This window comes from Streptomyces sp. NPDC099050 (assembly GCF_044759865.1).
Taxonomy (GTDB): domain Bacteria; phylum Actinomycetota; class Actinomycetes; order Streptomycetales; family Streptomycetaceae; genus Streptomyces.
The window spans coordinates 361,986-388,514 of sequence record NZ_JBIWAE010000004.1 but is presented as its reverse complement, the minus strand read 5'-3'; the positions used below and the strand labels follow the sequence as shown (position 1 = coordinate 388,514).

The 26,529-nt window shown below is 69.3% G+C and carries 20 protein-coding genes and 1 pseudogene; 10 read left to right on the top strand and 11 right to left on the bottom strand.

Annotated elements, in window-relative coordinates; all coding sequences use genetic code 11:
• Positions 1–7: 7 nt before the first annotated feature.
• The 4 genes from ACIQV3_RS09775 to ACIQV3_RS09760 all read right to left on the bottom strand — a co-directional run bounded on the left by ACIQV3_RS09775 (position 8) and on the right by ACIQV3_RS09760 (position 5,966).
• Positions 8–1,780: an ABC transporter ATP-binding protein gene (locus ACIQV3_RS09775; RefSeq protein WP_403711485.1), complete on the bottom strand. Its 1,773-nt coding sequence runs from the start codon at positions 1,778–1,780 to the stop codon at positions 8–10.
• Positions 1,777–3,492 carry an ABC transporter transmembrane domain-containing protein gene (locus ACIQV3_RS09770; RefSeq protein WP_403711483.1) on the bottom strand — a complete coding sequence of 572 codons (1,716 nt, stop codon included), beginning with the start codon at positions 3,490–3,492 and terminating at the stop codon, positions 1,777–1,779. The genes ACIQV3_RS09775 and ACIQV3_RS09770 overlap by 4 nt, the downstream gene beginning before the upstream one ends.
• A gap of 55 nt (positions 3,493–3,547) precedes the next feature.
• Positions 3,548–4,285 (bottom strand): methyltransferase, encoded by a 738-nt coding sequence (locus ACIQV3_RS09765; RefSeq protein ID WP_403711481.1) that lies wholly within the window; start codon positions 4,283–4,285, stop codon positions 3,548–3,550.
• A 256-nt stretch (positions 4,286–4,541) separates the two neighbouring features.
• Positions 4,542–5,966: an alkaline phosphatase PhoX gene (locus ACIQV3_RS09760; RefSeq protein WP_403711479.1), complete on the bottom strand. Its 1,425-nt coding sequence runs from the start codon at positions 5,964–5,966 to the stop codon at positions 4,542–4,544.
• A gap of 697 nt (positions 5,967–6,663) precedes the next feature.
• Here ACIQV3_RS09760 and ACIQV3_RS09755 point away from each other — a divergent pair.
• Positions 6,664–6,927, top strand: a pseudogene (locus ACIQV3_RS09755) (hypothetical protein); the annotation flags it as partial.
• A gap of 516 nt (positions 6,928–7,443) precedes the next feature.
• Complete coding sequence (locus ACIQV3_RS09750) at positions 7,444–9,513, top strand: SpoIIE family protein phosphatase (RefSeq protein WP_403711477.1); 2,070 nt, start codon at positions 7,444–7,446, stop codon at positions 9,511–9,513.
• Here the strand turns inward: ACIQV3_RS09750 and ACIQV3_RS09745 are convergent.
• Positions 9,510–10,988, bottom strand: coding sequence for a carboxylesterase/lipase family protein (locus tag ACIQV3_RS09745; RefSeq protein ID WP_403711475.1), 1,479 nt, complete (start codon positions 10,986–10,988; stop codon positions 9,510–9,512). The two genes, ACIQV3_RS09750 and ACIQV3_RS09745, sit on opposite strands and share 4 nt — an antisense overlap.
• A 181-nt stretch (positions 10,989–11,169) precedes the next feature.
• On the opposite strand from ACIQV3_RS09745, the gene ACIQV3_RS09740 reads away from it, so the two are divergent.
• The 3 genes from ACIQV3_RS09740 (at position 11,170) to ACIQV3_RS09730 (ending at position 14,005) form a co-directional block, all read left to right on the top strand.
• The gene (locus ACIQV3_RS09740) at positions 11,170–11,979 is read left to right on the top strand and encodes an MBL fold metallo-hydrolase (protein ID WP_403711473.1); all 810 of its coding nucleotides are present in this window, start codon (positions 11,170–11,172) and stop codon (positions 11,977–11,979) included.
• 3 nt (positions 11,980–11,982) lie between these two features.
• Positions 11,983–12,879, top strand: coding sequence for a LysR family transcriptional regulator (locus ACIQV3_RS09735; protein WP_403711471.1), 897 nt, complete (start codon positions 11,983–11,985; stop codon positions 12,877–12,879).
• Positions 12,880–12,949: 70 nt separating this feature from the next.
• On the top strand, positions 12,950–14,005 hold the full coding sequence (locus ACIQV3_RS09730) for a tartrate dehydrogenase (protein ID WP_403711469.1): 1,056 nt from the start codon (positions 12,950–12,952) through the stop codon (positions 14,003–14,005).
• 79 nt (positions 14,006–14,084) lie between these two features.
• On the opposite strand, the gene ACIQV3_RS09725 is transcribed toward ACIQV3_RS09730, so the two are convergent.
• The 3 genes from ACIQV3_RS09725 to ACIQV3_RS09715 form a co-directional block, all read right to left on the bottom strand.
• Entirely contained in the window at positions 14,085–14,462 is a 378-nt protein-coding gene (locus ACIQV3_RS09725; protein ID WP_403711467.1) for a hypothetical protein, read from the bottom strand.
• Entirely contained in the window at positions 14,369–14,989 is a 621-nt protein-coding gene (locus ACIQV3_RS09720) for a 5'/3'-nucleotidase SurE (protein ID WP_403711465.1), read from the bottom strand. Before ACIQV3_RS09720 ends, ACIQV3_RS09725 begins: the two co-directional genes overlap by 94 nt.
• 122 nt (positions 14,990–15,111) lie before the next feature.
• Positions 15,112–16,356, bottom strand: coding sequence for an MFS transporter (locus ACIQV3_RS09715; RefSeq protein ID WP_403711463.1), 1,245 nt, complete (start codon positions 16,354–16,356; stop codon positions 15,112–15,114).
• Between the two features lie 452 nt (positions 16,357–16,808).
• Here ACIQV3_RS09715 and ACIQV3_RS09710 point away from each other — a divergent pair, with 452 nt between their 5' ends.
• The gene (locus tag ACIQV3_RS09710; protein WP_403711461.1) at positions 16,809–17,528 is read left to right on the top strand and encodes a phosphatase PAP2 family protein; all 720 of its coding nucleotides are present in this window, start codon (positions 16,809–16,811) and stop codon (positions 17,526–17,528) included.
• A gap of 220 nt (positions 17,529–17,748) precedes the next feature.
• Positions 17,749–19,614 carry a glycoside hydrolase family 3 N-terminal domain-containing protein gene (locus ACIQV3_RS09705; RefSeq protein ID WP_403711459.1) on the top strand — a complete coding sequence of 622 codons (1,866 nt, stop codon included), beginning with the start codon at positions 17,749–17,751 and terminating at the stop codon, positions 19,612–19,614.
• 76 nt (positions 19,615–19,690) lie between these two features.
• Here ACIQV3_RS09705 and ACIQV3_RS09700 read toward each other — a convergent pair whose 3' ends face one another.
• Positions 19,691–20,887, bottom strand: a complete 1,197-nt coding sequence (locus ACIQV3_RS09700) for a cytochrome P450 (RefSeq protein ID WP_403711457.1) — start codon at positions 20,885–20,887, stop codon at positions 19,691–19,693.
• 343 nt (positions 20,888–21,230) lie between these two features.
• Here ACIQV3_RS09700 and ACIQV3_RS09695 point away from each other — a divergent pair, with 343 nt between their 5' ends.
• The gene (locus ACIQV3_RS09695) at positions 21,231–22,238 is read left to right on the top strand and encodes a LacI family DNA-binding transcriptional regulator (protein ID WP_403711455.1); all 1,008 of its coding nucleotides are present in this window, start codon (positions 21,231–21,233) and stop codon (positions 22,236–22,238) included.
• A gap of 7 nt (positions 22,239–22,245) precedes the next feature.
• Here the strand turns inward: ACIQV3_RS09695 and ACIQV3_RS09690 are convergent, their stop codons facing one another.
• Positions 22,246–22,752: a phosphatase PAP2 family protein gene (locus ACIQV3_RS09690; RefSeq protein WP_403711453.1), complete on the bottom strand. Its 507-nt coding sequence runs from the start codon at positions 22,750–22,752 to the stop codon at positions 22,246–22,248.
• A gap of 341 nt (positions 22,753–23,093) precedes the next feature.
• Positions 23,094–23,960 (bottom strand): alpha/beta hydrolase fold domain-containing protein, encoded by an 867-nt coding sequence (locus ACIQV3_RS09685; RefSeq protein ID WP_403711451.1) that lies wholly within the window; start codon positions 23,958–23,960, stop codon positions 23,094–23,096.
• 332 nt (positions 23,961–24,292) lie between these two features.
• Here ACIQV3_RS09685 and ACIQV3_RS09680 point away from each other — a divergent pair, with 332 nt between their 5' ends.
• Complete coding sequence (locus ACIQV3_RS09680; RefSeq protein ID WP_403711449.1) at positions 24,293–25,918, top strand: AMP-binding protein; 1,626 nt, start codon at positions 24,293–24,295, stop codon at positions 25,916–25,918.
• Positions 25,919–25,940: 22 nt separating this feature from the next.
• Positions 25,941–26,438, top strand: coding sequence for an acyl-CoA thioesterase (locus tag ACIQV3_RS09675; RefSeq protein WP_403711447.1), 498 nt, complete (start codon positions 25,941–25,943; stop codon positions 26,436–26,438).
• The last annotated feature ends 91 nt before the right edge of the window (positions 26,439–26,529 follow it).

The window sequence follows — 26,529 nt, the reverse complement described above, 5'->3', positions numbered from 1 at the left end:
TTCTCCCTCAGTCCTCGTGGGCGTTCGTGGTGCCGACGTTCCAAGACCGCCACAGCGCCGCGTACACCCCGTCCAGGCGTAGGAGTTCGTCATGCGATCCCAGTTCGCGGATGGCGCCGTCCTCCATGACCGCCACCCGGTCCGCGTCATGGGCGGTGTGCAGGCGGTGCGCGATCGCCACCACAGTCCGGCCCTCCAGGACGGCGGCAAGCGACCGTTCGAGCCGCCGCGCCGCCCCCGGGGTGAGCAACGACGTGGCCTCGTCGAGGACGAGTATCTGCGGATCGAGCAGCACGATCCGGGCCAGCGCGAGCTGCTGCGCCCGAGCCGGTGACAGCTCATTGCCGGGTGCTCCAGTCTCGGCGTCCAGTCCCATTGCGGCAGCCCACTCCCACGCGTCGACGGCCCGCAGAGCGCTCTCCAGCTCACCGTCGTCGGCGTCCGGGTCCGCCATGCTCAAGTTTTCGCGCAGCGTCCCTCGGAACACGTGGTGTTCCTGCGTCACCAACGCGATGCGGCGGCGACGTTCGGTCGGCGACAACCCGGACGAGACCCGACCGGCCAGGGTGACCGACCCCGAATCCGCCGTGTGGATGCCGGCGAGCAGCCGCCCCAGCGTGGATTTCCCCGCGCCGGACGGGCCGACGATCGCCAGCCGCTCGCCCGCCCTGATATGCAGGTCGACGCCGCGGAGCACGTCATGGCCTGGCCGGTAGGCGTACCTCACACCCGAGACCACGGCGCCGGCGCCCGGGGCGTTCGCAGGTGCGGCGTCGCCGTCGGAGGCGGCCTGGGCAGGGTGGTGGGTCAGGGGCTGTCCGCGAACCCCGAGAAGTCGTGCCAGCGAAGCGGAGCCGACTTGTAGTTCGTCCATCCAGAACAGCAACCGGTCCACGGGTTCGAGCAGTTGCTGCACGTACAGGGTTGCCGCCGTGGCTGCCGCGAGCGTCACCCAGTCGTTTATGTAGAAGATGCCTCCGCAGATGACCGTGGCCACGACCGGCAGGCTGTACGCGACGTCGGAGACCGGGAGGTACACCGATCGCAGCCGGAGCGTGTAGCGCTCCGCCGCGTAGGACTCGGTGATGTCCCGGTCGGCCCGGTCGAGTCGGCGCCGACGCAGGTCGAACGCATCGACGGTCCGCGCGCCCTCGACCGTTTCGGTCAATCCGTCGATGATCTGAGAGTAGGAAGCGCTCTGCCGCAGGTAGCCGTCCCGGGCTCGCGCCAGATACCAGCGGGTGGCCACGGCCAGGACGGGAACCGCGACGAAACAGGGGAGGACCAGCAGGGGATCCAGCAGCGCCAGGGCGCCGAGGGTCATCGCGATGGTGATCCCCGCGATCAAGGTGTCCGGTACGGCCTGCCGCGCGGCGCGGGACAGCACGTCCACGTCGCGGGTGGTTCGGGTGACCAGGTCGCCGGTACCCGCCTGCTCAACCGTGGTCAGGGGCAGCGCCAGGACGTTCTCGACGAATTCCTCGCGAAGTTCGGCGAGCACCTTCTCGGAGAGCCGCGCCGACACGTACATCGCGTAGCGGATCAGCACTGCCTGCGCGAGCACCGAGGCGGCGATCACGGCGGTGTCACGGACCACGTGGTCGACACCTCGATTTACGTCCTCGACCAGTTCGCCGACCACCCACGGTCCGACGAGACCGCAGACGGCGGCGGCGGCGTGGAGCAGCAGGCCGAACGCGAGGTCGCGCGGGTGGCGCCAGACGAGTTGTCGGGCGTAGGTCTTCGCATCGTCGGCGGAAGCGACGGGCAATGCCTTCATATCGCGGCCTCCCTCGTGACGGCGAAGCGGTAGCGGCTGTCTTTCAGCAACTCCGTGTGCGACCCCTCGAAGAGGGCCTTGGAATCCTCCACGTAGATCACGTGGTCGGCGTGCGCCAGGACATGTGGGCTGAGACTGAAGACCACCGTGGTCCTGCCTTGCCGGGCGACGGCGAGATTGCTTGCGATGCGGGCCTCCGTGTGCGCGTCCACCGCACTGGTGGGGTCGACAAGCAGGAGCGTCTCCGGGTCCGCCATCAGGGCGCGGACCAGTCGAAGCCGCTGCTGTTCGCCACCGGAGAAGTCTCGGCCCGCGTTGGTTACGTGGCCTTCGGCGCCATCGGCGAGGCCGTCGATGATGTCGCGCGCGCAGGCTGTGTCGACGGCACGCCGGAAGGAGGCTTCCGCGTCGCCGGACGAATCCGTCGGATCGAGTTCGTCGCGCAACGAGCCGGAGAAGAACCGGTCGTCGTTGACGGTGACGTGGATCCGGCGCCGGACTTCGCCCAGTGGCATCGCGGCGAGCGGAACTCCGCCGTACGTCGCGGTCGAATCGACGTACCGTCCGAGCCGGTCCGCAAGGAGGCCGGCATCGCTCGCGGAAGCGCAGGCAACAACGGTCAACCGGTTGCCGCGGATCGTCATGGCCGACTCCGGTTCCACCAGATCGGCCGTTGGGCCGGGCGCGGCTGCCAATTGTCCGGTGTCGGGCAACTCGGGTTCGAGCGCGAGGATTCGCGCAACCCGGCCGGCGGACACGTAGGCCTTAAGGAGCTTGTCCGCGACCTCGGTCGCCCTGCGGAGCGCGGCTGCCAGGAAGGCGGTGTACCCGTAGAACGCGACCAGTTCCCCGGCGCTGATCCGGCCGGAAAGCACCTGGTGTGCGCCCAACCACACCACGAAGGCGATGAAGAGCCCGGGAATCAGTATCCGCGCGGCGGCAAGCTGGGCCTCGACGCGTGCGACTGCTACTCCGGCGTGCAGTACGAGCTGGGACTCGCGCCGATACCGGCCTCCGAACACACCCTCGCCGCCGAGACCCCGCAGGACCCGCAGGCCACTCACGATGTCGATGGCCCGTGACATCAATTCCCCTTGCTGATCCCTGAGTTCCTCCTGACGGCCGTGCAAGGGCCGGATCAGCAGCGCGATCACCCACGCCATCAGTGGGACTCCGACCAGCACCGCGAGACCCAGTTGCCACGAGGCGATCAGCATGACCGAGGCCACCACGACGATCGCCGCGCCCGCGCCCGCGCCGCGGGCGGTGATCTCCATACCCTGGCCGATCTGGGCGACGTCGACGACACCGGCAGTGACGATGTCACCGGCTGGCATGCGCTTGGACAGGCCCGCACCGAGGCGGGTGGCCTGGCGGGTCAGCAAGTGAAAGGTTGCGTACGAGGATTCCAGGTAGCTCTTCAACGCCTGACGGTCACTCAGGATGCTGGCGACGGCTTGGAGAAGTCCGAGGCCGAATACCACGAACGACCATTGGACCAGGGACGATCCGTCGCGCGCGATGATGCCGGAATCAACCGCCTTGCCGACGGCTGCGGGAACGAATGCCTGCGCGAGCATGCACACGACGCCGAACAGGGCACCCAGAAACAGGGGCTTGCGGTGGTTTCGCAACAGCCGGCGAAGGAATCGAGCCGGGGAACTGTGCTCCTGTGGCGCGGGGTACGGGACAGGGGGACTGGGAGGGGGCATGGCGCATCAGCCTTCGGTCACGGGTCGGAGTCGATCGCAGGTTCGGGATCGCCGGTCACTCCTTGACGGCTGTGGTGAGTCCGTGCTCGTAGGGAAGACCCGGGATCGTCCTGACGTCCACGAAGCCCACTCGGGTCAGCCAGGACTCGTAGTCCGCGGCGGGGTACGCCATGCCCTGCCCACTGGCCAGCACGTTCAGATAGAGCGAGAGGCGGGCGGAGTACAGCCCACGTGTCTCGTCTTCGGTGACGTTGTAGCCGTAGAGGAACACCTTGCCCCCGCACGGGAGGGCATCGAACGCCTTGCCCAGGAGCTCGATGATCTGCTCGGCGGCGAACACTTCGAGGACGTGACTGAACAGAACCGCGTCGGCGTCGGCCGGGAAGGGATCGACGAAGAGGTCGCCCGGGTGGAAGTCGACCCGGGCGGGACCGTCGAGGGAGGGCTCCCGCTCGGCGAGCCTGGTGACGCTCGGCATGTCGAAGACCGTGATGCCGGTTTCCGGGAAGCGGTCCGCGAGCGATCGCGCGGTGGTGCCGTCGCCTCCGCCGATGTCCAGGAGCCGGCTGACTCCCGTGAGATCCACGTTGTCCAGGAGCCCGCCCATGGACTGCAGAGTGAAGGCGGCCATCGAAGCGTGCAGAACACCCTCGATCTCGGGGTTGTTCGCCAAACGCTGGTAGAGCGTCGGCTCGTGCCCGGGGTAGGAGTCCAGCGCCGAGTTGGTGCCCGCGCGCAACGCCTCGGTCGTGTGTAGGAACGCGCTGGTGGGGAAGCTCGGTGACGCCGACATCTCCTTCGAGAGCCGGTCGGGGGCCGAGGAGTGGCTGGCCTGTAGGCCGTCGCGCGCCGCACGCCCTGCCAGGGCTGCGCGGGCGCGGAGCCTTGAAGCGCAGCGGCCCGACCGGCGGGGCGGCGAACGGGATGCCCTTGGCGACGGCGCCCCACGGGGTGCGTTCGGCCTCGATACGGCCGTGCGTGGCCTCGAAGATAGCGGGTGTTCCTGCCTTCTGGGGGCCGCGTGCCCCGGCCGGGGCACGCGGCCTGGGCTACAGTCCTGGGCCGCGCAGCGCGATGGTGCAGCCAGCCTTGGACTGGATGTTGACGTACAGCGTGTGGCCGTCGGGGTCGAACGTCGTCCCGGCGAACTCCGCGTCAAGGTCGCCAGGGACCGGTGCGAGTCGTGCGATGTCGAACAGGGAGCCGTGCGCGGTGAGGCCGCGCAGGTAGTTCTCGTTCTCGCCGTCCTCGCACAGGATCAACGTGCCGCGGGGACTGACCGCGATGTTGTCGGGCATGTCCAGCACCGTCGAGTGCGGTGACTGGTAGACCAGGCGCAAGCGTTCGCGGCGGATGTCGTACGCCCATACCTGGCCGCGGCCGGCGCCGAACGCGCTGAGGCCGCCCGGGCCGGGCGGGAACTCGTCACCGGGCGCGGCATCGCCGCCCTGGGTGGAGACGAAGTAGACGGTCCCGTCCTGGTAGGCCGCGCCTTCCAGGCGTGAGAACACCGCCCCGCCCTTGGCGTGGCCTTCGCGGCTGACGGCGGGCGCGGCGTCGAACCAGGTGGTGCCGGGAGCGAAGGCGGGGTCGGGGTCGTCGATGTCCACCCACGAGGTCCGGTAGGTCGCGCCCTTGGGCTGGCCCAGCTGCAGTTGCGCGCGAGGGCTGTCGGCGACGGCGAGCATCTGGAGGCGACCTCGGTCGAGGATGCCTCCGGCGCGTGTCGGATGGACCGGCGGCAGGTAGCGGTAGAACCCGGACGGGAACAGAGGGTTGTCCTCGGTCAGGTACAGCGCGCCGGAGACCGGGTCGAACGCGACCGACTCGTGCTGGAAGCGGCCGGCGGCGCGAATCGGCCGGGCGGTGCCACGGCCGCGGGCAGGGACCTCGAAAAGGTAGCCGTGCTTCTGGTGGAGCTTGCTGTTGTCCGAGCCGGGAACCGGGCTCTTGACGTCGGGGCCGTCGACGGACTCCTCGCAGGTGACCCATGCGCCCCATGGCATCGGACCGCCAGAACAGTTCATGATGGTGCCGTTCAGGCTCACCCGCTGGTCCACTAGGCGACCGTGCCGGTCGACGGTCAGCGTGGTCGTGCCCCCTCCGCCGACCGGGTCGTACGCTTGCCCCAGGTCGCCGAACGCGCCAGGTGTTCCCGGGACTTCGTGGTTGCGGACCAGGACGGTGGTGCCGCCCCGGCCGCGGAAGGCTGCCATGCCGTCGGGCCGTGCGGGGGCGGGGTGGCCGTCGTCCATCTGGTCGCCGACTGCGGAGAAGGACCGGTAGCGGAAACCGGCGGGCAGGTGCAGGCGCACCTGGCCGTCGCGGTCGTCGGCCACCGGCTCGAGCGGTCCGAACCCGGCCTCGCGGGCTGGGCCGGACGCGGAGGCCACCAGGCCCTGGAAGGGGCCGGCGGCCAGCGCGGCGCCCCCGGTGACGATGGCGGTGCGGGCCAGAAACTCTCTTCGTTGCACGGAATCTCTCCTGACGGGCGGGGGCCGAGAAGGCAGAGGTAGATCGCGAGCGCAGTCGCGGACGGAGGCCAGGACCCCGGGAGCGGCGCGGGGGTGGGGATGGCGGGATCAAAGGCGCGGCCGGGTGTCGGCGGGGCGGCTTTGGAGCGCGGGCGGTGGCCTCCTGCGCATCATGTGGAACCGCTCGCGCCGCACCGTCCAAGGGAGGGACAAGACCGCGTCGACACCGGGTAGGGTGCCGTCGTCTTCGGCGGCCTGGCAACTGGGCGGAGGATGATCCGCGTGCCGGGACGGGCCTGCACAGACCGAACGTTAACGCGTTTTTTTGACCACCGCTAGATATGCGCTATGCATGATCTCGATGGGCCAGGCCTGGACGCCCTTCGCCCGCCCTGGCCGGTGGCGCCCACGGACCGGAGGTGGGGTTTGATGGCGCTCGCCGACGTCTCACGGCTTGCCCCTGAGTGCGACGGCGGTGTCGACGCGATGGTCACGGGTATCAGGTGCGAGGGTGGCCGCCTTGCCGGTCACGGCGCCGGGGCGCGCACCCGCACCGTCTTGCCGCTGCCATTTCATCGCAGGCCTCGACGGCCCTTGTCTCCCTCTCCTCGTCTGTGGACGTTCAGTTTCACGGGTAACCCCCTGGGTGGCATGAACTAACACGTGTAAGCAAGTGTCCTGCGGCGTGGCGCCGGAGGCAAGGGGGAGGTTCGAGACCTCCCCCCCCCGCCAGGAGACAGGATCCTCGGTCTTCCAGGTCTTCGACGGCTCCGGCCAGGTCACCGTCGGCGCGTCCAGCTGGACCGTCGAGCGCGGAGACCTCTTCGTCGTGCCCTCCTGGCCGCCCTTGCCCCTCGCGACCGAGGCCGGCATGGACCTCTTCCGCTTCACCGGGGGTCGCCTCACATGCGCGCCTGTACCCCCCCTGACCAGGAATAATGTCCGCCGTTCACCACGGTGATCCCCTGTTTGGTCCGCAACTGGCCCAGTCCTCGGCCCTTCTGTTGATGGGCGGAGACCGGGTCCGAGTCATGAGGCGCTGCTTCGGCAGCGACGTCATCTCCTTCGGCCTCAACACGGACGAACCGCAGGCCTTGATCAAGACCCGCTGCCGTGGAAGCTGTGGCAGAACGACACCGTCCGCGAGTCCCTATCAGCCGCACTACTGTCCCCGACCGTATCCGGGCCGGCTTCCGCGCCGACCGCCTCGCTTGCTCGGGCTGCTCCGGCCGGACCGAAGACGGTGGCCCACGGCGCACTGATCAGCCACGATCGCACCACCACGGGCTCGGCCAAGGTGATCCGGCTGCCCGATGGCTCTCACACCGTTAGACCGGCGAGTGTGGCTGACCGGCATCAGTCCCAGTCGAGTCCCGCAGTTGCCGGTCTCGGTCACGACAAGGGGTGGGCCGGTGGTGCCCAGTCGCCGTGCGATCCCTGGGGGGCGATACTGAAGGCCACGCTGCGTGGAGGCGACATGCGCGAACCGGAGCATGGCGGCCCGACCCCGGCCTCGGCGTCCGTCAGTGACATGGCAGCGGTCGTCTTGAACGACGAGGGCGTGGTCGTCGCCTGTTCGGTTATGGCCGAGACGCTGCTGGAGTGCTCACCGGGGGAGCTGTGTGCCCCTTTGCTGGCGCTGCTTCCGGGCAACGGAACGGAAACCGGTCCGGTGAGGCGCCTTGTGGCAGCGCCCGGAGGGGATCGGTCAGGTCGGACGGCCGGCCTGGCGTTCAAGGTGGTCCGGCTCGAGGCGCGGGCTGCAGGCGATTGCGCTTCCGGCGCGCGGTGGCTGGTATTGGTCACGCCGGCCGAACCCACGGCGAGGGCAGCTCAGCGCGATACGGAGCGACGCCGGATGGGGCTTTCCCACGCCGCCGCCGTGAGCATCGGCGCTTCCCTGGACGTGACAGAGATGGCCGAGACCCTCGTGAACCTGCTCGTCCCTGATTTCGCCGACCTCGCGACCTTGGATCTCGCGGAGACGGTGCTGGTGGGCGACGAGCCACCGCACCTCGACGCCACCGGTGACGTTCGCCTGCGCCGGATCGCTGCCGCGCAGGGCCCGGAGATATCCGCGGAGGACCTCCTGGCAGTGGGGGAGGCGCTTCCTCCCGTATCGGACAGTGCGTTGATGCGTCCCCTCATGAAGGGATGGCCCGTGCTGGTGTCCGATGTCGCTGTTCTCCGCGAGAGGCTGGGCGCGGATCCCGAGAGCCTGCGGTTGTTCGTCCCGAACGGGGCGCACTCCTCGGTGGCGGTGCCGCTGTACGCGCGAGGTCTGATCCTTGGCTGCGTCACGGTCTGGCGCGGTCAGTTGCCTTCCGCCTTCGTCGAGGAGGACGCAGCCCTCCTGCAGGACGTCGTTTCCAGGGTCGCACTCGGCGTGGACAACGCGCGCCGTTACACCAAGGAACACCGGTCGGCGGTGGCCCTGCAACGGAGCCTGCTTCCGCGCTCGGCCCTGGATTTCGCCGCCGCGGAGGCGGTGGGCGTCTACCAGCCGGCGGGCGGCGGATTGGGAGTCGGCGGGGACTGGTTCGACGTGATCCCCCTGCCGTCGTTGCGCGTCGCGTTCGTCGTCGGGGATGTCGTCGGCCATGGACTCGATGCCACTGCGGCCATGGCGCGACTGCGGACCGCGGTGCAGACACTGGCCGACCTCGATCTGGATCCTGGTGAGCTCCTCACGCACCTGGACGACCTGGTGCTCGGCCTCTCCAGCGAGCAGATGACCGGAGAATCCCGCTCCGAGACGGCACTGCTCGGAGCGACGTGCCAGTATGCGGTCTACGACCCGGTGACGCGGGAGTGTGCCGCTGCCACCGCGGGACATCCGCCGCCGGTTCTTGTGTCGCCGGGCGAGGAGCCGGTCTTCGTCGGCATGATGCCGGGACCGCCGCTGGGAGTCGGCGGAATGCCTTTCGAGGTGACGGAGTTCGATGTACCGACCGGCAGCATGCTCGCGTTCTTCACGGACGGACTCGTCGAGAGCCGCGACGGCGACATCGAAGAGGGAATGGAGAGACTTCGGAGCGCGCTCGCCGGCGCGGACTCAAGCCGGGCCCTGGGCGAGATCAGCCAGAGCATTTTCGAGAGCGTGCTGCCTCAAGAGCCTGCCGATGACGTTGCCTTGCTGCTCGCCCGCACCCACGTCCTCTCGTCCGATCACGTCGCCGAGTGGGAACTCGAAGCCGACCTTTCCCTCGTCGCGCACGCTCGTGAGCTGGTGGTGGGGCAGCTGTCCGATTGGCAGTTGGACGACCTGGGCTTCGTGACGGAGCTCGTCGCCAGCGAACTCGTCACGAACGCGATCCGCTACGCCGGAGGCCCGGTCGGTCTCCGGCTCATCCGGGACCGGGTGCTCGTCTGTGAGGTATCCGACCCCAGCAGTACTCAGCCACGCCTGCGGCGCGCACGGGAGACGGACGAAGGCGGGCGGGGCCTCTTCCTCGTCGCTCAGCTCACCGACCGCTGGGGCAGCCGGTTCACCCGTACCGGGAAGACCATCTGGACGGAGCAGGCGATAGGCGGCCCCCTGGCCTAGTGCTTCTGTCGGTGCGGCTTGAGATGTGAAACGGCCGCGGTGACGGCGTCGAAGCGCATGGTGGTGCGGGATTGCTCGTCGTATCGGTCCCAGTGCGGCATGGCCGGGTGGTTGGGGTCGCCGGTGCGTATGAACGATATCCATGCCTGGTGCATGGTCCTGGCCAGGCCGTCTCTGATCCTGGTGTCCATCCCCGCCAGGAACGGTGCGTGCGACCAGCTGTCGAAATTGTCGAACATGAAGGGCAGCTCGAGGCAGTGCGGGGCGCCCAGGCGGCCATCATGCGCGGGTGTGGGAAAATCGAACTCGTACGCCCAGACCGGGCGGCCCCGTGCCGCCCGCGCTTCCGCGAACGCCAGGGTTGGCTTCCTGAACAGCTCGTCGGTGTTCAGGTCGATGAGGACGTCGATCGGCTGTGCGCCTGGGCGGGCGGCTTCGTACGCCGCGTACGCCTCGGCTGCGCCGTCTCCGAAGGTGTCCTGCGCCCTCCGGAGCACCTGTTCTTTGGTCGTCGACGCGTACGTCTCGTTGAGCGCGAAGCTGAAGGCGGTCTCTTCCCTGGTCCAGCCGATGAGGACGTCGATATCGGCGCCCGGACCGTCGAGCAGGTTCTCGACGGGTTGCCGCGACGCCGTCGAGCCGTCGAGAACCGGCATGAACGGTGCGGCCCAGTGTCCCCATTCCATGGTGGCCGTGAGGAGTTCGGCCGTGGCCTCGACCAGTCGTGGCCACGGGGCCGTGCGCAGTTCGTCCTCGTCCTTCGCGCCGACGATCTCCAGATAGGTCGCGGTGCGGGCCAGGGACTCGGCAGGCGTGGCGAGGAGCATGGCGAGCGGGACGCTCTGGAGGATGGCTCGGCGGAAGAGTCGGCCGTCACCTCCGTGGCCCGCGAGTGCCGCGGTGGAAAGGGCGCCGGCGGACTGGCCGGCGACGGTGACGTTCCCGGGATCCCCGCCGAAGGCGGCGATGTTGTCCTGAACCCAACGCAGCGCGGCGAGTTGGTCGGTGAGCCAGACGTTGCCTTGCTCGGCGCCGTCGTCCGATGCGAAAGAGAGGAGGCCGAGCGGTCCGAGCCGGTAGTTGAGGTTCACCACCACCAGGTCGCCGTTGCGAGCGAAGGTCTCACCGGAGTAGTTGGGCATCGCGCCGGACCCGGAGATGAAGGCGCCGCCGTGGATCCAGACCAGGACCGGACGGCGGACGTCGTCGGTGCCGGGTGTCCACACGTTGAGGGTCAGGCAGTCCTCGTCGAAGGGCGGGAAGCCGTGGCCACCGAGTACGGGGTCGCCCTCGCGGACGGCTTGCGGTGAACTGGGGCCGTGTGCGGTCGCGTCGAGGGTCCGGCTCCAGCCGGGATGCGGCTGCGCGGGGCGCCACCGGAGGGGCCCGACAGGCGGCGCGGCGTAGGGCACGCCCTTGAACACGACGAGGTCGCCTTCGACGATGCCGCGGATCGGACCTGAGCGAGTGTTCACGACGGGAGCGTTGTGGTCCTGAGCGAGACCCATCCGGTGCTTCCTTCCACCACGGTGATCGAGCCCTTGGCAACCATCAAGCTATTGCGTATTTGTAGCGAGCGTCAATATTCTTCGATCCTCTGTTGAAGTGGAGGCTCGGATGGCGACGTGGAGTATCGGTACGACCATGATTCACAAGGTGCTGGAGGCGGAAGTGCCCGTTCCCCTCACCGCGGCCTTGCGGACGGATGACACCGCGCTCCTGAAGAGGTACCCGTGGCCTGCTCCTGAGTTCAGCAGGGTGGACGGCACCTTTGTGCTGTCGGTGCACGGGCTGGTCGTGGACACCGGTACGCGCAGGATCCTCGTGGACACGTGCGTGGGCAACGCCCGGCAGTCGGTGCCGTTCCTGCAGATGCTGGACACCACGTGGCTCGACGACCTCACTGCCCTCGGCTACCCTCCGGAGTCGATCGACACCGTGGTGTGCACCCACCTTCACTTCGACCACATTGGGTGGAACACGCGTCTGGTGGCGGGGAAGTGGGTGCCGACGTTCCCGCGTGCACGTCACCTGGTCACACGTGTGGAGTGGGACCACTGGGCAGACGAAGTAGATGCCGGCCTCCACGACACGATGCGGCCTCTGGTCGATGAAGGTCTTGTCGACTTCGTCGAAACCGATCACCGTGTGTGCGACGGCGTGCGCCTGGAGGCCGCTCCCGGGCATACCCCGGGGCAGGTCGCCGTCGTGGTCGAATCCGGGGAGGAACGTGCGGTGATCACCGGTGACCTCGTACACCACCCGGTGCAATTCATCGAGCCCGACGTCCCCAGCCTCGCCGACAGCGACGCGACGCTGGCCGCCGCCACCCGGCGGGCATTCGTCGAGCGGTATGCCGACACGGGAACGCTCGTCATTGGCACGCACTTCCCCGCCCCCACGGCCGGCCTCCTCCAGCGCGGCGGTGACGGGACCGTGCGGTTCGTCGCGGACGGCCGGCGCTGAGCGGTGGACTTCCGGCAGCTGGAGTACTTCCTCGCCATCGTGGACCACGGCGGCTTCAACCGCGCGGCCGCGGCACTCTACGTGTCCCAGCCGTCCCTGTCCCAGGCCATCCAGGTCCTGGAGCGCGACCTGGGCAGCAGCCTGTTCCACCGGATGGGCCGCAACGCGGTCCTGACCGAGGCCGGCACCGCACTGGTCCCCCCGGCGCGCGAAGCCCTGCACGGCCTGGAACTGGCCCGGGCCAGTGTCGGCGCCGTCCGTGAACTGCGCGCCGGGCGCCTGCACATCGCCGCGATGGCCTCACCCACGGTCGAACCCCTCAGCACCATGGTGCAGCGCTTCACCGACCGCTACCCGGAGGTGTCGCTCGGCCTGCGCATTGCCCTCACCCCCGCGGACGTCATCGAGATGGTGCGCACAGGAGGATGCGAACTGGGGCTGCTGACCACCTCCTCGCCGTTGTCGAGTCCGGACGTCGTCACCCACCACGCCGGAGACCACCGGCTCGTCCTGGTCACCCCGAAGGACGGCCCCTTCCCGGCCTGCCGGGCGGTCCGACGCGAACAGCTCGAAGGGCACCGGCTGATCGTCGGACAGCGAGGGACCGGAATCCGCTCCTACGTCGACGACCTCGGAGCGCAGGGCATCGACGTCCGCATCGCGGTGGAGACCGAACACCGCATGGCCTTCCTGCCCCTGGTGCTGAAGGGCGTCGGGCTGGCGGTGGTGACGGAATCCTGGGCCGACCTGTCCGAACGGGCCGGAGCGCTCGTCCTCGACCTGGAGCCGGCCTCCCTCCAGCACAACGTACTGGTGAGCCGCAAGGCGCAGCTGACGCCGGCTGCCCGCGCCTTCCTGGACATCGCCGTCGACACGGCACCCCGACAGGCCGGCTCATAGGGCCCGCCTATAAGACACATCGGGGATACGTGTTGGACCCGGACGGCACCCGATTGCTGGAATTCGGGCCATGACGAACCACAGCATCGCCCTCATCCCCGGTGACGGCATCGGCACCGAAGTCCTCCCGGCGGCACGCGAAGTCCTCGACACCGTCGGACAGCGCCACGGCATCACCTTCACCTACGAGCAATTCGACTGGTCCTGCGAGCGGTACCTGCGCCTCGGATCGATGATGCCCGAGGACGGCCTCGAGCAGCTCCGCCGTCATGACGCGATCCTGCTCGGCGCGGTCGGTTACCCAGGCGTGCCGGATCACGCCTCCCTCTGGGGACTGCTCATCCCGATCCGCCGGGCCTTCAACCAGTACGTCAACCTCCGCCCGATCCGCGTGTTCGACGGCCTTCCCAGCCCCGTACGCGCGGCCACGCCCGGAGACGTGGACTTCGTGGTCGTCCGGGAGAACACCGAAGGCGAGTACAGCGAGATCGGCGGCCGGATGAACCGCGGGCTTCCCGATGAAATGGCCGTGCAGCAGGCCGTGTTCACGCGGGCGGGAGTGACCCGGGTCCTCGACTACGCCTTCGAACTCGCCGAACGACGCGACGGCCGCCTCACGTCGGCGACGAAGTCCAACGGCATCGTGCACACCATGCCGTTCTGGGACGAGCTGGTGGCCGAGCGTTCCGCCGATCACCCCACGGTCGCCTGGGATCAGGAACACATCGACGCGCTGGCCGCCAAGTTCGTCCTCGACCCCGCCCGCTTCGACGTCGTCGTCGCCTCCAACCTCTTCGGGGACATCCTCAGCGACCTGGCAGCGGCCGTGGCCGGCGGCATCGGCATCGCGCCGTCCGCCAACCTCAACCCCCAGGGCGAGTACCCTTCCATGTTCGAGCCGGTCCACGGATCAGCCCCCGACATCGCCGGGCAGGGCATCGCCAATCCGATCGGCGCGATCTGGTCCGCCGCGATGATGCTCGACCACCTCGGCCACCCCGAGGCCGCGACGGACATCACCGACGCCATCGCCCGCGTCCTGGCCACCACCCCGGTGCGCACGCGCGACCTCGGCGGCTGCGCCTCCACCGCCGAATTCACTTCCACCATCCTTCAGCACCTCTGACGGGGCGCCGAGGAAGGGCACCGTAAACCGTGATGAGGGCGGAGCGCACATGCGCTCCGCCCTCATCCGATGGTTCGTGTCAGGGCCGCAGCCCGGCGAGCAGGGCGCTCGTTCCGGCGAAGTGGGCCGGCCCGGTGTTCCAGTTGACGGACATGGGGCTGATCGCGATCTTGTCAGCGATCACGGCCTCTACGTCGCCGCCCTTGGCGGGAGGCCGCGGCGCGAACTTCACCGTCACCTTCCACGTGCCATCGCCGGAATCGGTGAAGTCAGGCTCCAGCGGCTGCTGGGGGTCCTGCAAGGTCATGGCGACGCCGGCGGCGGTTCCCGTGCCGTCCGCTCCCACGACGGGGTGGTTGATGTTCAGCCCGACGCCCTCGGGCAGCAGGGGGCCGGAGTTCGCCCGGTCCCGCAGCCGGTCGATGAGCTTGACCGCGAAGTCGACGGTGGGGCGCATGGCGTTGACGGTGGCGACCGCGTCGGGGCGGCGAAGCCGCCGGTGCTGAGTGCGATGGCCGGCACGCCGTACTCAAGGGCGGCGACGGCCCCGCCGACCGTACCGGAGTGGTTGGCGAGCCCCGCGACGTTCGGACCGAAGTTGGTGCCGGAGACCACCAGGTCGGGAGCCCGGCCCTCGAAGACCTCGGAGAGACCGAAGGCCACCGAGTCGCCAGGGGTGCCGTCCACGGCCCACACCTTGGGCTCGGGGTGCTTGACCGTCACGGTCGGGGCGCTGAGCACTTTCGTCCCGGTGCCGCTCTGGTTCGTCAGCGGCGCGACGATGGTGACGTGGTGCCCGGCGGCGGTCAGGAGCTGGAAGGCCGTACGGATACCCGGAGCGTTGTAGCCGTCGTCGTTGGTGAGCAGGATCCGCAGTGGGCCGGAGGGCGCACCCTGCGGTGACGCCGCTGCGGGCGCCGTCCCGGCGAGGAGGGGCGTACACAGCAGCAGGACGGCCAGCGGCAGAACTCGCGTACGTCTCACGTCGTGCTCCTTCGAGAAGGGAGGGACGGACGGAGGGAACCCGGCGGGCGTACGACCCTCGGCGTACGCCCGCCGGAGCAGGGTTCGGGCCACCGCCGGGCGGGAAGCGGCCCGGGAGGAGATCAGCGCACGGTACGGATCGGCAGGATGGCGAGGGCGCCGAACAGCGAGAGCACGCCGCCGACCAGGAACAGCGGGGTGTATCCGCCGAATGCGGTGACGACCGCCGAGGCGACGAACGGGGCGATGATCTGCGGCCCGGCATTGGCCATGTTGAGGACGCCCAGGTCGCGGGCGGCATCCTCGGCCCGGGGGAGGACCAGGGTGACGAGCGCCGTGTCGACGGCCATGAAGCAGCCGAAGGCCAGACCGTTGAGCGCGTTGAAGACGATCATGCCGGTCCAGGTCGGGCTGACTACGGGGACCACCATGACGAGCCCGGCGAGCGCTGCGGAGACCCCGACGAACACCTTGCGCCGGTTCCAGCGGTCAGACAGCACACCGCCGACCACCGTGGACACGGCCATCGCGACCATCGTCACCGGGGTGAGGACTGCCATCGCGGCGGCCGGGGAGAGGCCGGCCGGCAGCTCGATGTGGTCGTCCAGGATGTACAGCTGATATCCGATGACCATGAAGTAGCCGAGCACCATGAGCGCACGGCCGATGAAGGCCCATCGGAAGTCGTGGCTGGACAGTGCCGAGAGGAACGCGGCGATCTTCTGGCGCATGGGCACGGCCGGCGCAGGTGCGGACCGGGGGACATCCCGGTAGAACGCGCTCAGCAGCAGTGCCGAACCGGCGGTCAGGGCGCCGAAGATGAGGTACCCCGTACGCACCTGCCCCACGGTCTGCGAGGCGATCAGTACGCCGACGGTGCCGCCGATCGGCAGCGCCAGCCCGACCACCGCGGATGCGGTGCCGCGCTTGGCCACGGGGATCCGGTCGGGCACGACAGCGGTGACTGCGGCCTGGTAGACGTTCAGCGTGGCCTGGATCAAGCACCAGGCGATGCCGACGAGCAGTGCGGTCCGGACGGAGCCGAGGAAGGCCAGTCCGGCCAGGGAAGCCAGGGCGCCGCCCAGGATCCACGGGTTGCGACGGCCGGACCGGTCGGACAGGGCGCCGGCGATCGGGTTGAAGGCGGTCGCGAAGACGGCGCTGATCCCGCCGATCAGACCCAGGAGGGCGACCTTGTTCTCCGGGGCGATCGCTGCGATCTGCGTGGGCAGCAGGACCGAGCCGACACCCATGTAGACGGCCAGCATCGATGAGTTGGCTATCAACAGCAGCAACATGAGTCCGCGCTGCCGGGGCGCTTTCAGCGCCTCATGGGTGCGCGGCTCGGTCAGTTCGTCGGCGGTCATGACGACTCCTCGGAAAGGGAGCAGAGGGGGAGGGGAGCCGCGGGATCGAGTGGCGCGCGGCGATGATGGCTCCTGAACCGGGGCGCATCGAGTTACACGTGTTAGCAATGTGTATGAACACTGTGTAGCACGCGGCCTGTGATCCCGGCTAGAGCGGAATCGAGCTGTCGGGTGGCCGTGGACGGGCAGCGATGTCCGAAAGTTATATCGCATCAGTGATGGCCGTCAGATATACGCGATACTCTCTGTTGGCGCGACGCTACCGCCCGTTGCGGCCGCGACCCGACCGCCGCCCACCGGCGACGTTCTCGGTGTCGCCCTCCCCTGCATCTCTCCGGGTTGCTCCGTGGAGTGAGACGTGCCGCGCTCGCTCGTGTCCGAATCCGTGCACCCGTGCTCCGCGTCCTTCCCGTGTTCGAATGCCGGGAAGGCGGCCATGATTGTAGGTAAAGGTGATCAAATTGACCTTCCTGGGGCGCCCACCCCTGATGCCGTCCGCTTCTCCTCGGCACTACGTGCCCGCTCCCCCGCCGCGCGGCGCGCTGCTGTCCGGGGTCGCGCTCTTGTTGATGGCTTTGTCTGTCGGACTCCTGCTCGGAGGTGAGCAGCCACCGTTCTTCCAGACGCTCGACGACAGCTGGGCGCAGTGGATGGACGGCGGGGGAGGCGGGGCGGCCGCGGACTTCGTCTTCGTACTCGACCGCCTGGGCGGCCCGTTGGGGATGATCTTTCCGCTCGCGCTGTCCGGCGGTCTGTGTGCCTTCGGGCGCTGGAGGTCGGGACTGTTCGTATTCGCAGCCGCTGTCGTGGCGAACATGCTGGTGGTTCTTCCGCTGAAGTCGCTGGTTGACCGCCCGAGGCCGCCGCATCCGTTGGTGCTGGTCAATGACGGCTCGTACCCCTCCGGCCAGGTGTTCACGGCCGTGACTCTCGTGATCGCGGCCGGCATCGTGCTGTTTCCTCCCCGTGCGCGGCGCTGGTGGTGGCTGTTCGGCGCCCTGTACGTCGTGGCCATGATGTGGAGCCGGACCTGGCTGCACGCCCAGTGGCTCAGCGACGTCGTGGCCGGAGCTCTCGCGGGGGGTGGGGTGTGCCTGTTGCTGCACCGGGCCTTCGCTCCGTTGCTGGATCGGGAAGCGCTGCTCGCCTCGGAGGACCGACTCTGGCTCTAGGCTCTGTCCGAAAGTTTGTTACACGTGTAATCTCACCATTGGGGCCGCCGTGACGGGGGAAGTGGCGGGCCGGCCCCGGGTGCGGCGGGAGCGCCCGGGGCCGGTGCGGGGAGCGACTGCGGTCGGCCTTGAGACGGCGGCCCGCGGCAGGGGCCGGCCCACGGAGCCCGCAGTGCGCGTGGGCGGTCCATACGCCTTTTGAAGCTCGGAGGAGAATTCAATGGCACATACTCCGGCGGCCCGGCCGCGCATCCTCGCCGCTCCGGACGGCACGCCGTTCCGCGATCTGAACGGCAACGGCGTCATGGAACCTTATGAAGACCCCCGGCTTCCCGTGGCCGAGCGGGTCGCGGACCTGCTGCAGCGCATGACGCTGGAGGAAAAGGCGGGCCTCCTCTTCCACACCATGATCGCCATCAACCCCGACGGCTCCCTCGTGGAACCGGAGCCGGGAGCACCCGACGACGACCCGATGCGCGCCTCCACCTCCGCGATGGTGACCGGCAAACTGATGAGCCACTTCAACCTGTTCGGAGCGGCAGCCCCGCGCCGCATGGCCGAGTGGAACAACCGCCTCCAGGACCTTGCCGCCACGACCCGACTCGGGATCCCGGTGACCCTCTCCACCGACCCCCGCAACGGATTCGTCGACAATCCGGCAGCGAGCGTGCACACGGAGGGGTTCTCGCTGTGGCCGGAACCGCCCGGCTTCGCCGCCGTCGATGACGAGGAACTCATCCGCAGCCACGCCGACATCGTGCGTCAGGAGTACCTCGCGGTCGGCATCCGCCTCGCCCTCCACCCGACGGCCGATCTGGCCACCGAGCCCCGCTGGCCCCGCGTCCTGGGCACCTTCGGCTCCGACGCCGAGGTGGCCGCCCGCATGGTCGGCGCGTACATCCGAGGGCTCCAGGGCGAGACGCTCGGCACCGGCAGCGTCTCGACGATGACGAAGCACTTCCCCGGCGCCGGACCGCAGCTGAACGGCGAGGACGCGCACTTCCCGTACGGGCGCGAACAGGTCTACCCGGGCGGCAACTTCGACTACCACCTGATCCCCTTCGAGGCCGCTTTCGCCGCCGGCACCTCGCAGGTCATGCCGTACTACGCCATACCCGTCGGCACGCCCTACGAGGAAGTCGGCTTCGGCTTCAACAAGGGCGTCATCACCGGCCTGCTGCGCGAGAAGTACGGGTTCGACGGCATCATCTGCACCGACTGGGGCCTGGTCACCGACGCGCAGATCTTCGGGGGTCCCTTCCCCGCACGTGCCTGGGGCGTGGAGGAGCTGGACCGGCTCACCCGGGTGGAACGCATCCTCGACGCCGGAGCCGACCAGCTCGGCGGCGAGGCGGCCCCCGATCTCATCGTGGAACTCGTTCGCACCGGCCGGGTGACGGCCGAGCGTATCGACAGCTCGGTCACGCGGCTGTTGAGGGAGAAGTTCGTCCTCGGCCTCTTCGACGATCCGTACGTGGACCCCGACAGTGCGGCGCGGATCTGCGGCAACCCGGAGTTCACCGCGTCCGGCCTCGCCGCCCAGAGCCGCTCGATCACCGTCCTCAAGGACCGCCCCAGCGACGCCACGGGACCGCTGCTGCCGCTCGCTCCAGGGGTCCGGATCTATACCGAGGGCCTGGACCCCGCTGTCGCGGCACGGTACGCGACCGTCGTGGAGACACCGGAGGAGGCCGATGTCGCCGTGATGCGCATTGCGGCCCCGTACGACAAGGAGCGGACGACCGGCTTCGAGTCGTTCTTCCGGGCGGGCCGGCTCGACTTCACCGAGGACGAGCTGCGGCCCGTACTCAAGGTGGCTTCCGCCGTTCCGGCCGTCGTCGACATCTTCTTGGACCGGGCGGCGGTCATACCCGAGATCGCGGACCAGGCGGCAGCCCTCGTGGCCAACTTCGGCGCCTCGGACACCGCACTGCTGGACGTTCTCTTCGGCCGGGTAGCGGCCGAAGGGCGGCTGCCCTTTGAGCTCCCCCGCTCGATGGAGAGCGTCGTCGCCGGGCACGAGGACGTGCCCAATGACTCCGCAGACCCGCTCTTCCCTTATGGGCACGGCCTCCGGCTCGGCTGACCTCGGCTCGCCAGGGGGTGGCCGCCGCCCAGCAGCTGCCACCCCCGAGGGGACAGGCTGGTTCCGGTGAGTCGTATCACCAGCCGTTCATGGAGTTCCACCAGCCCCACGCCTGCGGCGTCGGGCTGCTGTCGGCTGCCCGCGCGTCCTGCCGCTTCTCTGGTACTCCCATCAGGGTGGGGGTCGCAGGCGCGGCGGCCGGGGCGTTCGGGGCGGGCCGGATCGGGGCGAACGCCACCGGCAGTTGGTCCGGGGTGCCGCTCCACAGGGAGGGCTGCCAACGCAGAGCGGCGGTGTCGCAATCGCCGGGGCGGACCAGGCTCAGCCGACGCATCAGGACATCGACGGCCGTCTCGGCGATCGAACGGGCCGCGTCCTTGGCGGGGCATCCATGAGAACCGGTTCCCCAGGCCAAGTGGGCACGGCTTCCGATGTCTTGCGAGTCGTGGATGAGGAGGTCGGTGTTGGCGGCCGCCAGGCAGGGAATGAGCAGGTCCCCGGCGCGGACCCGGCATCCTGCGAAGGTGAGATCGTTTCGTGCCCAGCGTCCGGAGATGTTGGGGACCGGCGAGCCGTCCCACAGCGCGCGGTCGGCGGCGTCCGTGACGGTCATCCGACCGGTGGCCACCGCCGAATTCAGGCGGTCGTCGCCCATCAGCAGGCGCATCGTGCCACTGATCCAGCCGATGGTGCTCTCTCCTCCCGAGAAGAGGATCGCCGCCAGGTTGTGTGCCACCTCGGCCCCGGTCAGCTGGGCGGAATGAGCCAGCAGCCATGAAGTGAGATCCGGACCGGGCACTTCACGCTTCTCGGCGACCAGACGATGCAGCGTCCGCATCAATTCGGCCTCGGCGCGCGCCGCGTCGTGGGAGCCCCCGGCGATCGAACCGAGCAGCGCGGCAACCCTCCGCTCCTCGGCCCCCGGTAGTCCGATCAGCACCCTGAAGGCGTACGACACCAGGGGACGCGCGTACTGGGTGACGATATCGGCAGTGCGGTTCATGCCCCATCCATCCACCAACACCTCGGCCTGCCGCCTTACGGCGCTGCGCAGCCGGCGCAGGTCGATGCCGTTCAAGGTCTCGGTCACGGCCTGGCGGTGACGGCGATGTGCCTGGTCGTCGAGGCGGTTCAGGGCCGGACGCCAGCCCAGAACCGCCAACAGAGGGGAGTCCTCGGGCAGCGAGCCCTCGACGATCGTGTTCCAGCGCCGTGCGTCGCTGGAGAAGGCCCGCTCGTTCCATACGAGCTCAAGTACCTCCTGGTAGCCCATCACGAGCCAGGCTCCGACCCCCGGACTGAGTTCCACGGGGGCGATCGCCCCCCAGCGTCGGCGCAGGGCCTCGTAGACATGGCGCGGATCCTGGGCAAGCAGGCCGCCGTGCAGCGGAACCAGACCGCCGTGAACCGGAACGGGGCATTCACGTGGTGACTGGCTGCTCTGATCCATCGGGCTCCTTCCTTAAATATCCAGAAAATCCAGTAATCATCAATGAATGGTGGTGAATGTTAGGGATCGCGAGAGGCACGCCTTGGCGGCCTTGCCTGCCGGTAACGCGTGTAACCTTGGAGGAGAAGCGGTCGGCCGGCCGGAAAAGCGAGCGAAGGAGGACGGCATGGCCAAAGAAACACCCGGCGCTGCCTCCATCACCAGCACGGATGTGGCCCGCCTCGCGGGTGTGTCCCGTGCCACCGTGTCCTTCGTGCTGAACGACACCCAAGGTCACCGGGTCGGCGACAGCACCCGAGCCCGAGTGCTGGCCGCGGCCAAGGACCTCGGATACGTGCCGCACGCCGCCGCCCGCTCTCTGCGTGCCGGGCGCAGCAATCTGGTACTGCTGCCGGCATCGGTCTCCGCGATCGGCAGCCTGGTCAGCGGCTGGGTGGACGAGCTGCAAAGCGAACTCGACCGCCACGGCTACACGACCGTGCTCCACACGGGCCGCTTCCCCGACGCGGCGACCGCCGCGCGCGCGTGGGCGGAACTGCGGCCCGCGGCGGTGCTCGCCATGAACGGTGACCGGATGACCGGCGAGGCCGGCGCCATCCTGCGCCGCGCCGGAGTGCGCGGGCTGCTCGCTGCCGCCGCCCAGCCGGTGGAAGGAATCCACACCGTCGCGTTCGACCACGGGCGTATCGGCGAGGTCGCCGTAGAGCACCTCATCGCCCGTGGACGCAGCAGGATCGGTGTGGTCATGCCGCAGGAGCGCGGCCTTGACGCCTTCGGCCAACCGCGGCTGGCCGGTGCCCAGCGAGTCGCCGCCCGGCACATGGCCACCGTCACGCCGGTGGAACTCGCCTGCACGCGCGAGTCCGCCACGGCCCTGGCCGCGCACTGGGCGGCCCTGGGCCTGGACGCCGTCTTCGCCTTCAACGACGAATACGCCGCTCTCCTCATGCACGCACTCCGAAGCGAGGGCATCGCCGTCCCGGACGAGGTCGCCGTCGTCGGCTGTGACGACCTCGTACTCTCCGCTCTGCAGCAGCCGCCGCTCACCACGGTCCGCCTGCACCTGCCCTCGGCGGCGACCATCGCCGACACCCTCCACGCGCTGATCGAGAAGGGCGCGGCACCGCCGGTGCAGGGCATGGAGGCCGAGTTGGTGCACCGGCTGAGTTCCTGAAGCGGCCTCAGCCCCGGGAGGCGGCGCCCTCGCGGGCTAGCCCCCGTCTGAAGAACCACCAGAGCAACAATGCGGCGCCGGCGCCGACCGAGGCGCCGGCCACGGTATCGCTGAGCCAGTGGGCGTGCAGCCAGGTACGACTCCACATCATGGCCAGGGTGAAAAGTGCGCCCGAGATCCACCATGCGCGCCGCCGCGCCGCCGGTACGAGCAGAGCGCCCACGATCACCACGAGGAGCGCCGCCCCGGCAACGTGACCGGACGGGAACGAACCGTGGTCGACCCGGACCAAGGGGTTCGCCGGTCGGGGTCGGTCCACCAGGTGCTTGAGGACCTGCACGAAGGCCATGTTCCCCACCAGGTAGGTGGTGAGCAGGTAGGACAGTGACCACCAGCGCTTCCGCACGATCAAGAAGATCAGCAGACCGACGGGAACGATCACTCCCAAAGGCCCTCCGAACCAGTTCAGGACGGCTGCCACGGCGGCGTAGAGACCGCCGTGCGGACCTGCCATCCATGTCAGCCAGCGCTCGTCCAGCCCCTGGAAGGGCGGACGTTCGGGATGCGAACGGACAGCGATCCCCAGCAGCGCGGTGACGAGTAGGAAGAAGATTCCCAGGAGAAGTACGCCGCCTCGTGGGGGAGCCGGTATGGATCGGCGGTTCCTGGGAGTGGCCGGGGCGGGAGGGCGAGCAACGCGGATACCGGACATGACAGCCTCTCACGGCCGCGGCAATGCCCGCGGCCCGTATCTGTGTGTCGTACGTGGACTCGCGACGCGAGCACGGGAAGGCATGAGGCGCTGGCAAGCGGCGCGCGGCGCCCCATGCCGCGACAGGAGCGCCGGGAGTGTGGTCAGGCGCCCAGGTGGCGGGCCAGGAAGGCGACACTCCGGGTGACGATCGGAGTGACGTCGGGGGCGCCGAGGAAGATGTGGTCGGCGCCGTCCACGGGCTGGAGGATGACCTCGCCGCCGGCGCTCCTCAGTGCCTCGGCGAGCACCTCGCTCTGGCTGTAGGGCACGAGCTTGTCCGCAGTGCCGTGAACCAGAAGGAATGGCGGGGGAGTCGCTCCATCCGCGTAGGTGAGGGGGCTGGCGGTCCGGGCCAGTTCAGGCTGCTCGTCGGGGGTGCCGCCCAGTAGCGCGGTGAACGGGTTGGGGAATTCGGCCCCCGGCGGAGCCGGCGGCAGGGGATGGGAGAGGAGTGATGCGATCTCGGACACGCCGTACCAGTCCACCACGGCCCGTACCGCGGTGTGCCCGTCGCGCACCCCCACGCTGCCCTCCAGGGCCTCACCGACCGGGCCGTCGGGGCGGGTGAGCCCGGCGAGCGCGGCCAGGTGGCCGCCCGCGGACTCGCCCCAGACCCCGATCCGCTCCGCGTTGACCCCGAAAGTGTCGGCGAACTGCCGGACGTAACGGATGGCGGCCTTCACGTCGTGCAGCTGCGCGGGGAAGGGGGCCTCAAGGCTGTGGCGGTAGTCGATGCAGACCAGGGCGAGCCCGGCCCGCAGGATCGAACCGTGCAGCAGCTCGACGGGAATCGTCGGCGGGGGATAGCGCCGGTCGCCGTGCAGCCAGCCGCCGCCGTGTATCCAGATGACGGCCGGGACCGGTTTGTCGCTCGCGGGCACGTGGACGTCGAGCAGCCGGGGCCGGTAGCCAGGGGTGGTCGCGTAGGTGACCGCGTCGAAGTGACGTACGCCGTTCTCGGCCGCCACGGGCGGCGCGGGAGCCTGGTAGGGGGGGCGGAGGCCACCCCGGGTCGAGCCCGGCCGGAAGTGCTTGCGGCATCGGAGCCTTCTCCATTCGGCATAGATCCAGAAATTCATGCTTCGCGATGTTTGTCCGAAATGCTTGAACTTCTCCAGGGGAGATGCCTAGCATGTTACACGTGTAACACCACCTTGGTCGGTGCTGGCGCCCCGGCATCGGCGAGCGGCTGTGCAGCGCGCCGTTAATGAAATCAAGCATTGCGTATCATTGACGGTCGCAAGATTAGCGAGATACTTGCTCCACTCTCCCTGCTGCCCCGAGATTGAGGTGCCGCCCCATGGAGCTCTCCCCGTCCGCTCATGTCGATACGTTCTGTCGCGATCGGCTCCCGCCCTTCTCCCTCTGGCCCGAACTGCACTTCGATCTACCGGAGTTGCACTACCCGGACCGGCTCAACTGCGCCCGGCGCCTGCTCGACGACACCGTTCGCCAGCAGGGAGCCGACAGGCCCTGTCTGCTGACTCCCACGGACCGGTGGACGTACGGTGACCTCCTGGAACGGGCCAACCAGGTCGCCCAGGTCCTCACCGAGGACTTCGGTCTCGTCCCCGGCAACCGGGTTCTCCTGCGAGGCCCCAACAACCCCTGGCTGGTGGCCGCTTGGTTCGGCGTCCTGAAGGCCGGCGGCGTCGCCGTCACCACCATGCCGCTGCTGCGTGCGGGCGAGCTCGCGGAGCTGCACGAGATCAGCAGGCCGACCGTCGCCGTGTGCGACCACCGCTACCTCCAGGAACTCGCCGCCGCCGGCGCTTCCGCCACTCCCGCGCTGGCCTACGGCGGCCCCGGCGAGGACGACCTCACGGTCCGCTGCGCGGCCAAGGACGGCGTCTTCGACACCGTGGACACCGCCGCGGACGACGTGGCCCTGATCGCCTTCACCTCCGGGACGACCGGGCGGCCCAAGGCCACCCTGCACTTCCACCGGGACGTCCTCGCCAACGCCGACACGTTCTCCCGGCACGTCCTGCGGCCCCGCCCCGACGACGTGTTCACCGGTACCCCGCCGCTCGCGTTCACCTTCGGCCTCGGCGGACTGGTGGTCTTCCCCCTGTACGTGGGTGCGTCGACCCTGCTCGTCGAGCAGGCGGCCCCGCAGCGACTGGCCGACCTCGTGGAGGAACACGGAGTCACCGTGCTCTTCACGGCGCCCACCGCCTACCGGGCGATCATGGAGGCCGGCGCGGTGCACCAGCTGGCCGGACTGCGCCGCTGCGTGTCCGCGGGGGAGGCCCTGCCGGCGGCAGTGTGGGAGGAGTTCCACGCCGCCACCGGACTGGCGATCATCGACGGCATCGGCGCCACCGAGATGCTCCACGTGTTCATCTCGGCTTCCGACGGCGAGATACGCCCCGGCTCGACGGGCAGGCCCGTCCCCGGATACCGGGCCCGGGTGGTCGACGAGGAGGGCCGGCCCATCCCGGACGGGCAGCCGGGGCTCCTCGCGGTCACCGGTCCCACGGGCTGCCGCTACATGGAGGACCCGCGCCAGAGCGTGTACGTGAGGGACGGCTGGAACATCACCGGGGACACGTACATCAGGGATGCCGACGGCTACTTCTGGTACGTGGCCCGCAGCGACGACATGATCGTCTCCTCTGGGTACAACATCGCCGGCCCCGAGGTGGAAAAGGCGCTCGCCACCCACCCCTACGTCGATGAATGCGGCGTCGTCGGAGCCCCGGACGCCAAGCGCGGAATGCTCGTCAAGGCGTACGTGATCCTGCGCCCGGGTGTCGCGCCCGACGGGGCGACGGTCAAGGAGCTCCAGGACCACGTGAAGCGGACCGTCGCGCCCTACAAGTACCCGCGCGCCGTCGAGTTCGTCACCGACCTGCCGCGCACGAGCAACGGAAAGCTCCAGCGCGCCGAGCTGCGCAAGCGCGCCCACACCACCGCCGGCTAGCAGCCGAACGAAAGGCACGATCATGGACACCTCCAGCACGCGGCAGGCGGCCTCCGTACCCACGGACAGCTGCGCCGCCGGATGCCCGGAAGCCCTCGCGCAGAACCTGCCCAGCGTCGTCATCGAGCGGCGTGTCGAATGGCCCGACACGGACGCGGCCGGCCACTACCACCACTCCACCGTCGTGCGCTGGGTCGAGGCGGCCGAGGCTGTCCTGCTGCGCCGCCTGGGCCTGTCCCACCTCTTCGGCAGCACCCCCCGCGTCCACTTCGAGGCCGACTACCGGGCCCGGCTGTGGTTCGGCGAGACCGTCCGTACCGAACTGAAGGTCACCAAGGTCGGCACCAGCTCCCTGCACTACGCCTTCACTGTCCGCGGTGAGGGGGAGGGGACGGCCGCCAGCGGGCGCATGGTCATCGCCCACTCGGCTTCGCACGCCACCGGATCCGCGGCCTGGCCCGATGACGTGCGGGAGGTCCTCACGAAGGCCGGTCCTCAGGCCCCCGAGCTCTTCGCGTGAGCCGAGGCGAGACACCCCCCAGGAGGTGTCAGGTGTGTCGAATTCTTGACGCTCGCCAAATACTCAACATATCCTGGTTTCTGGAACCACT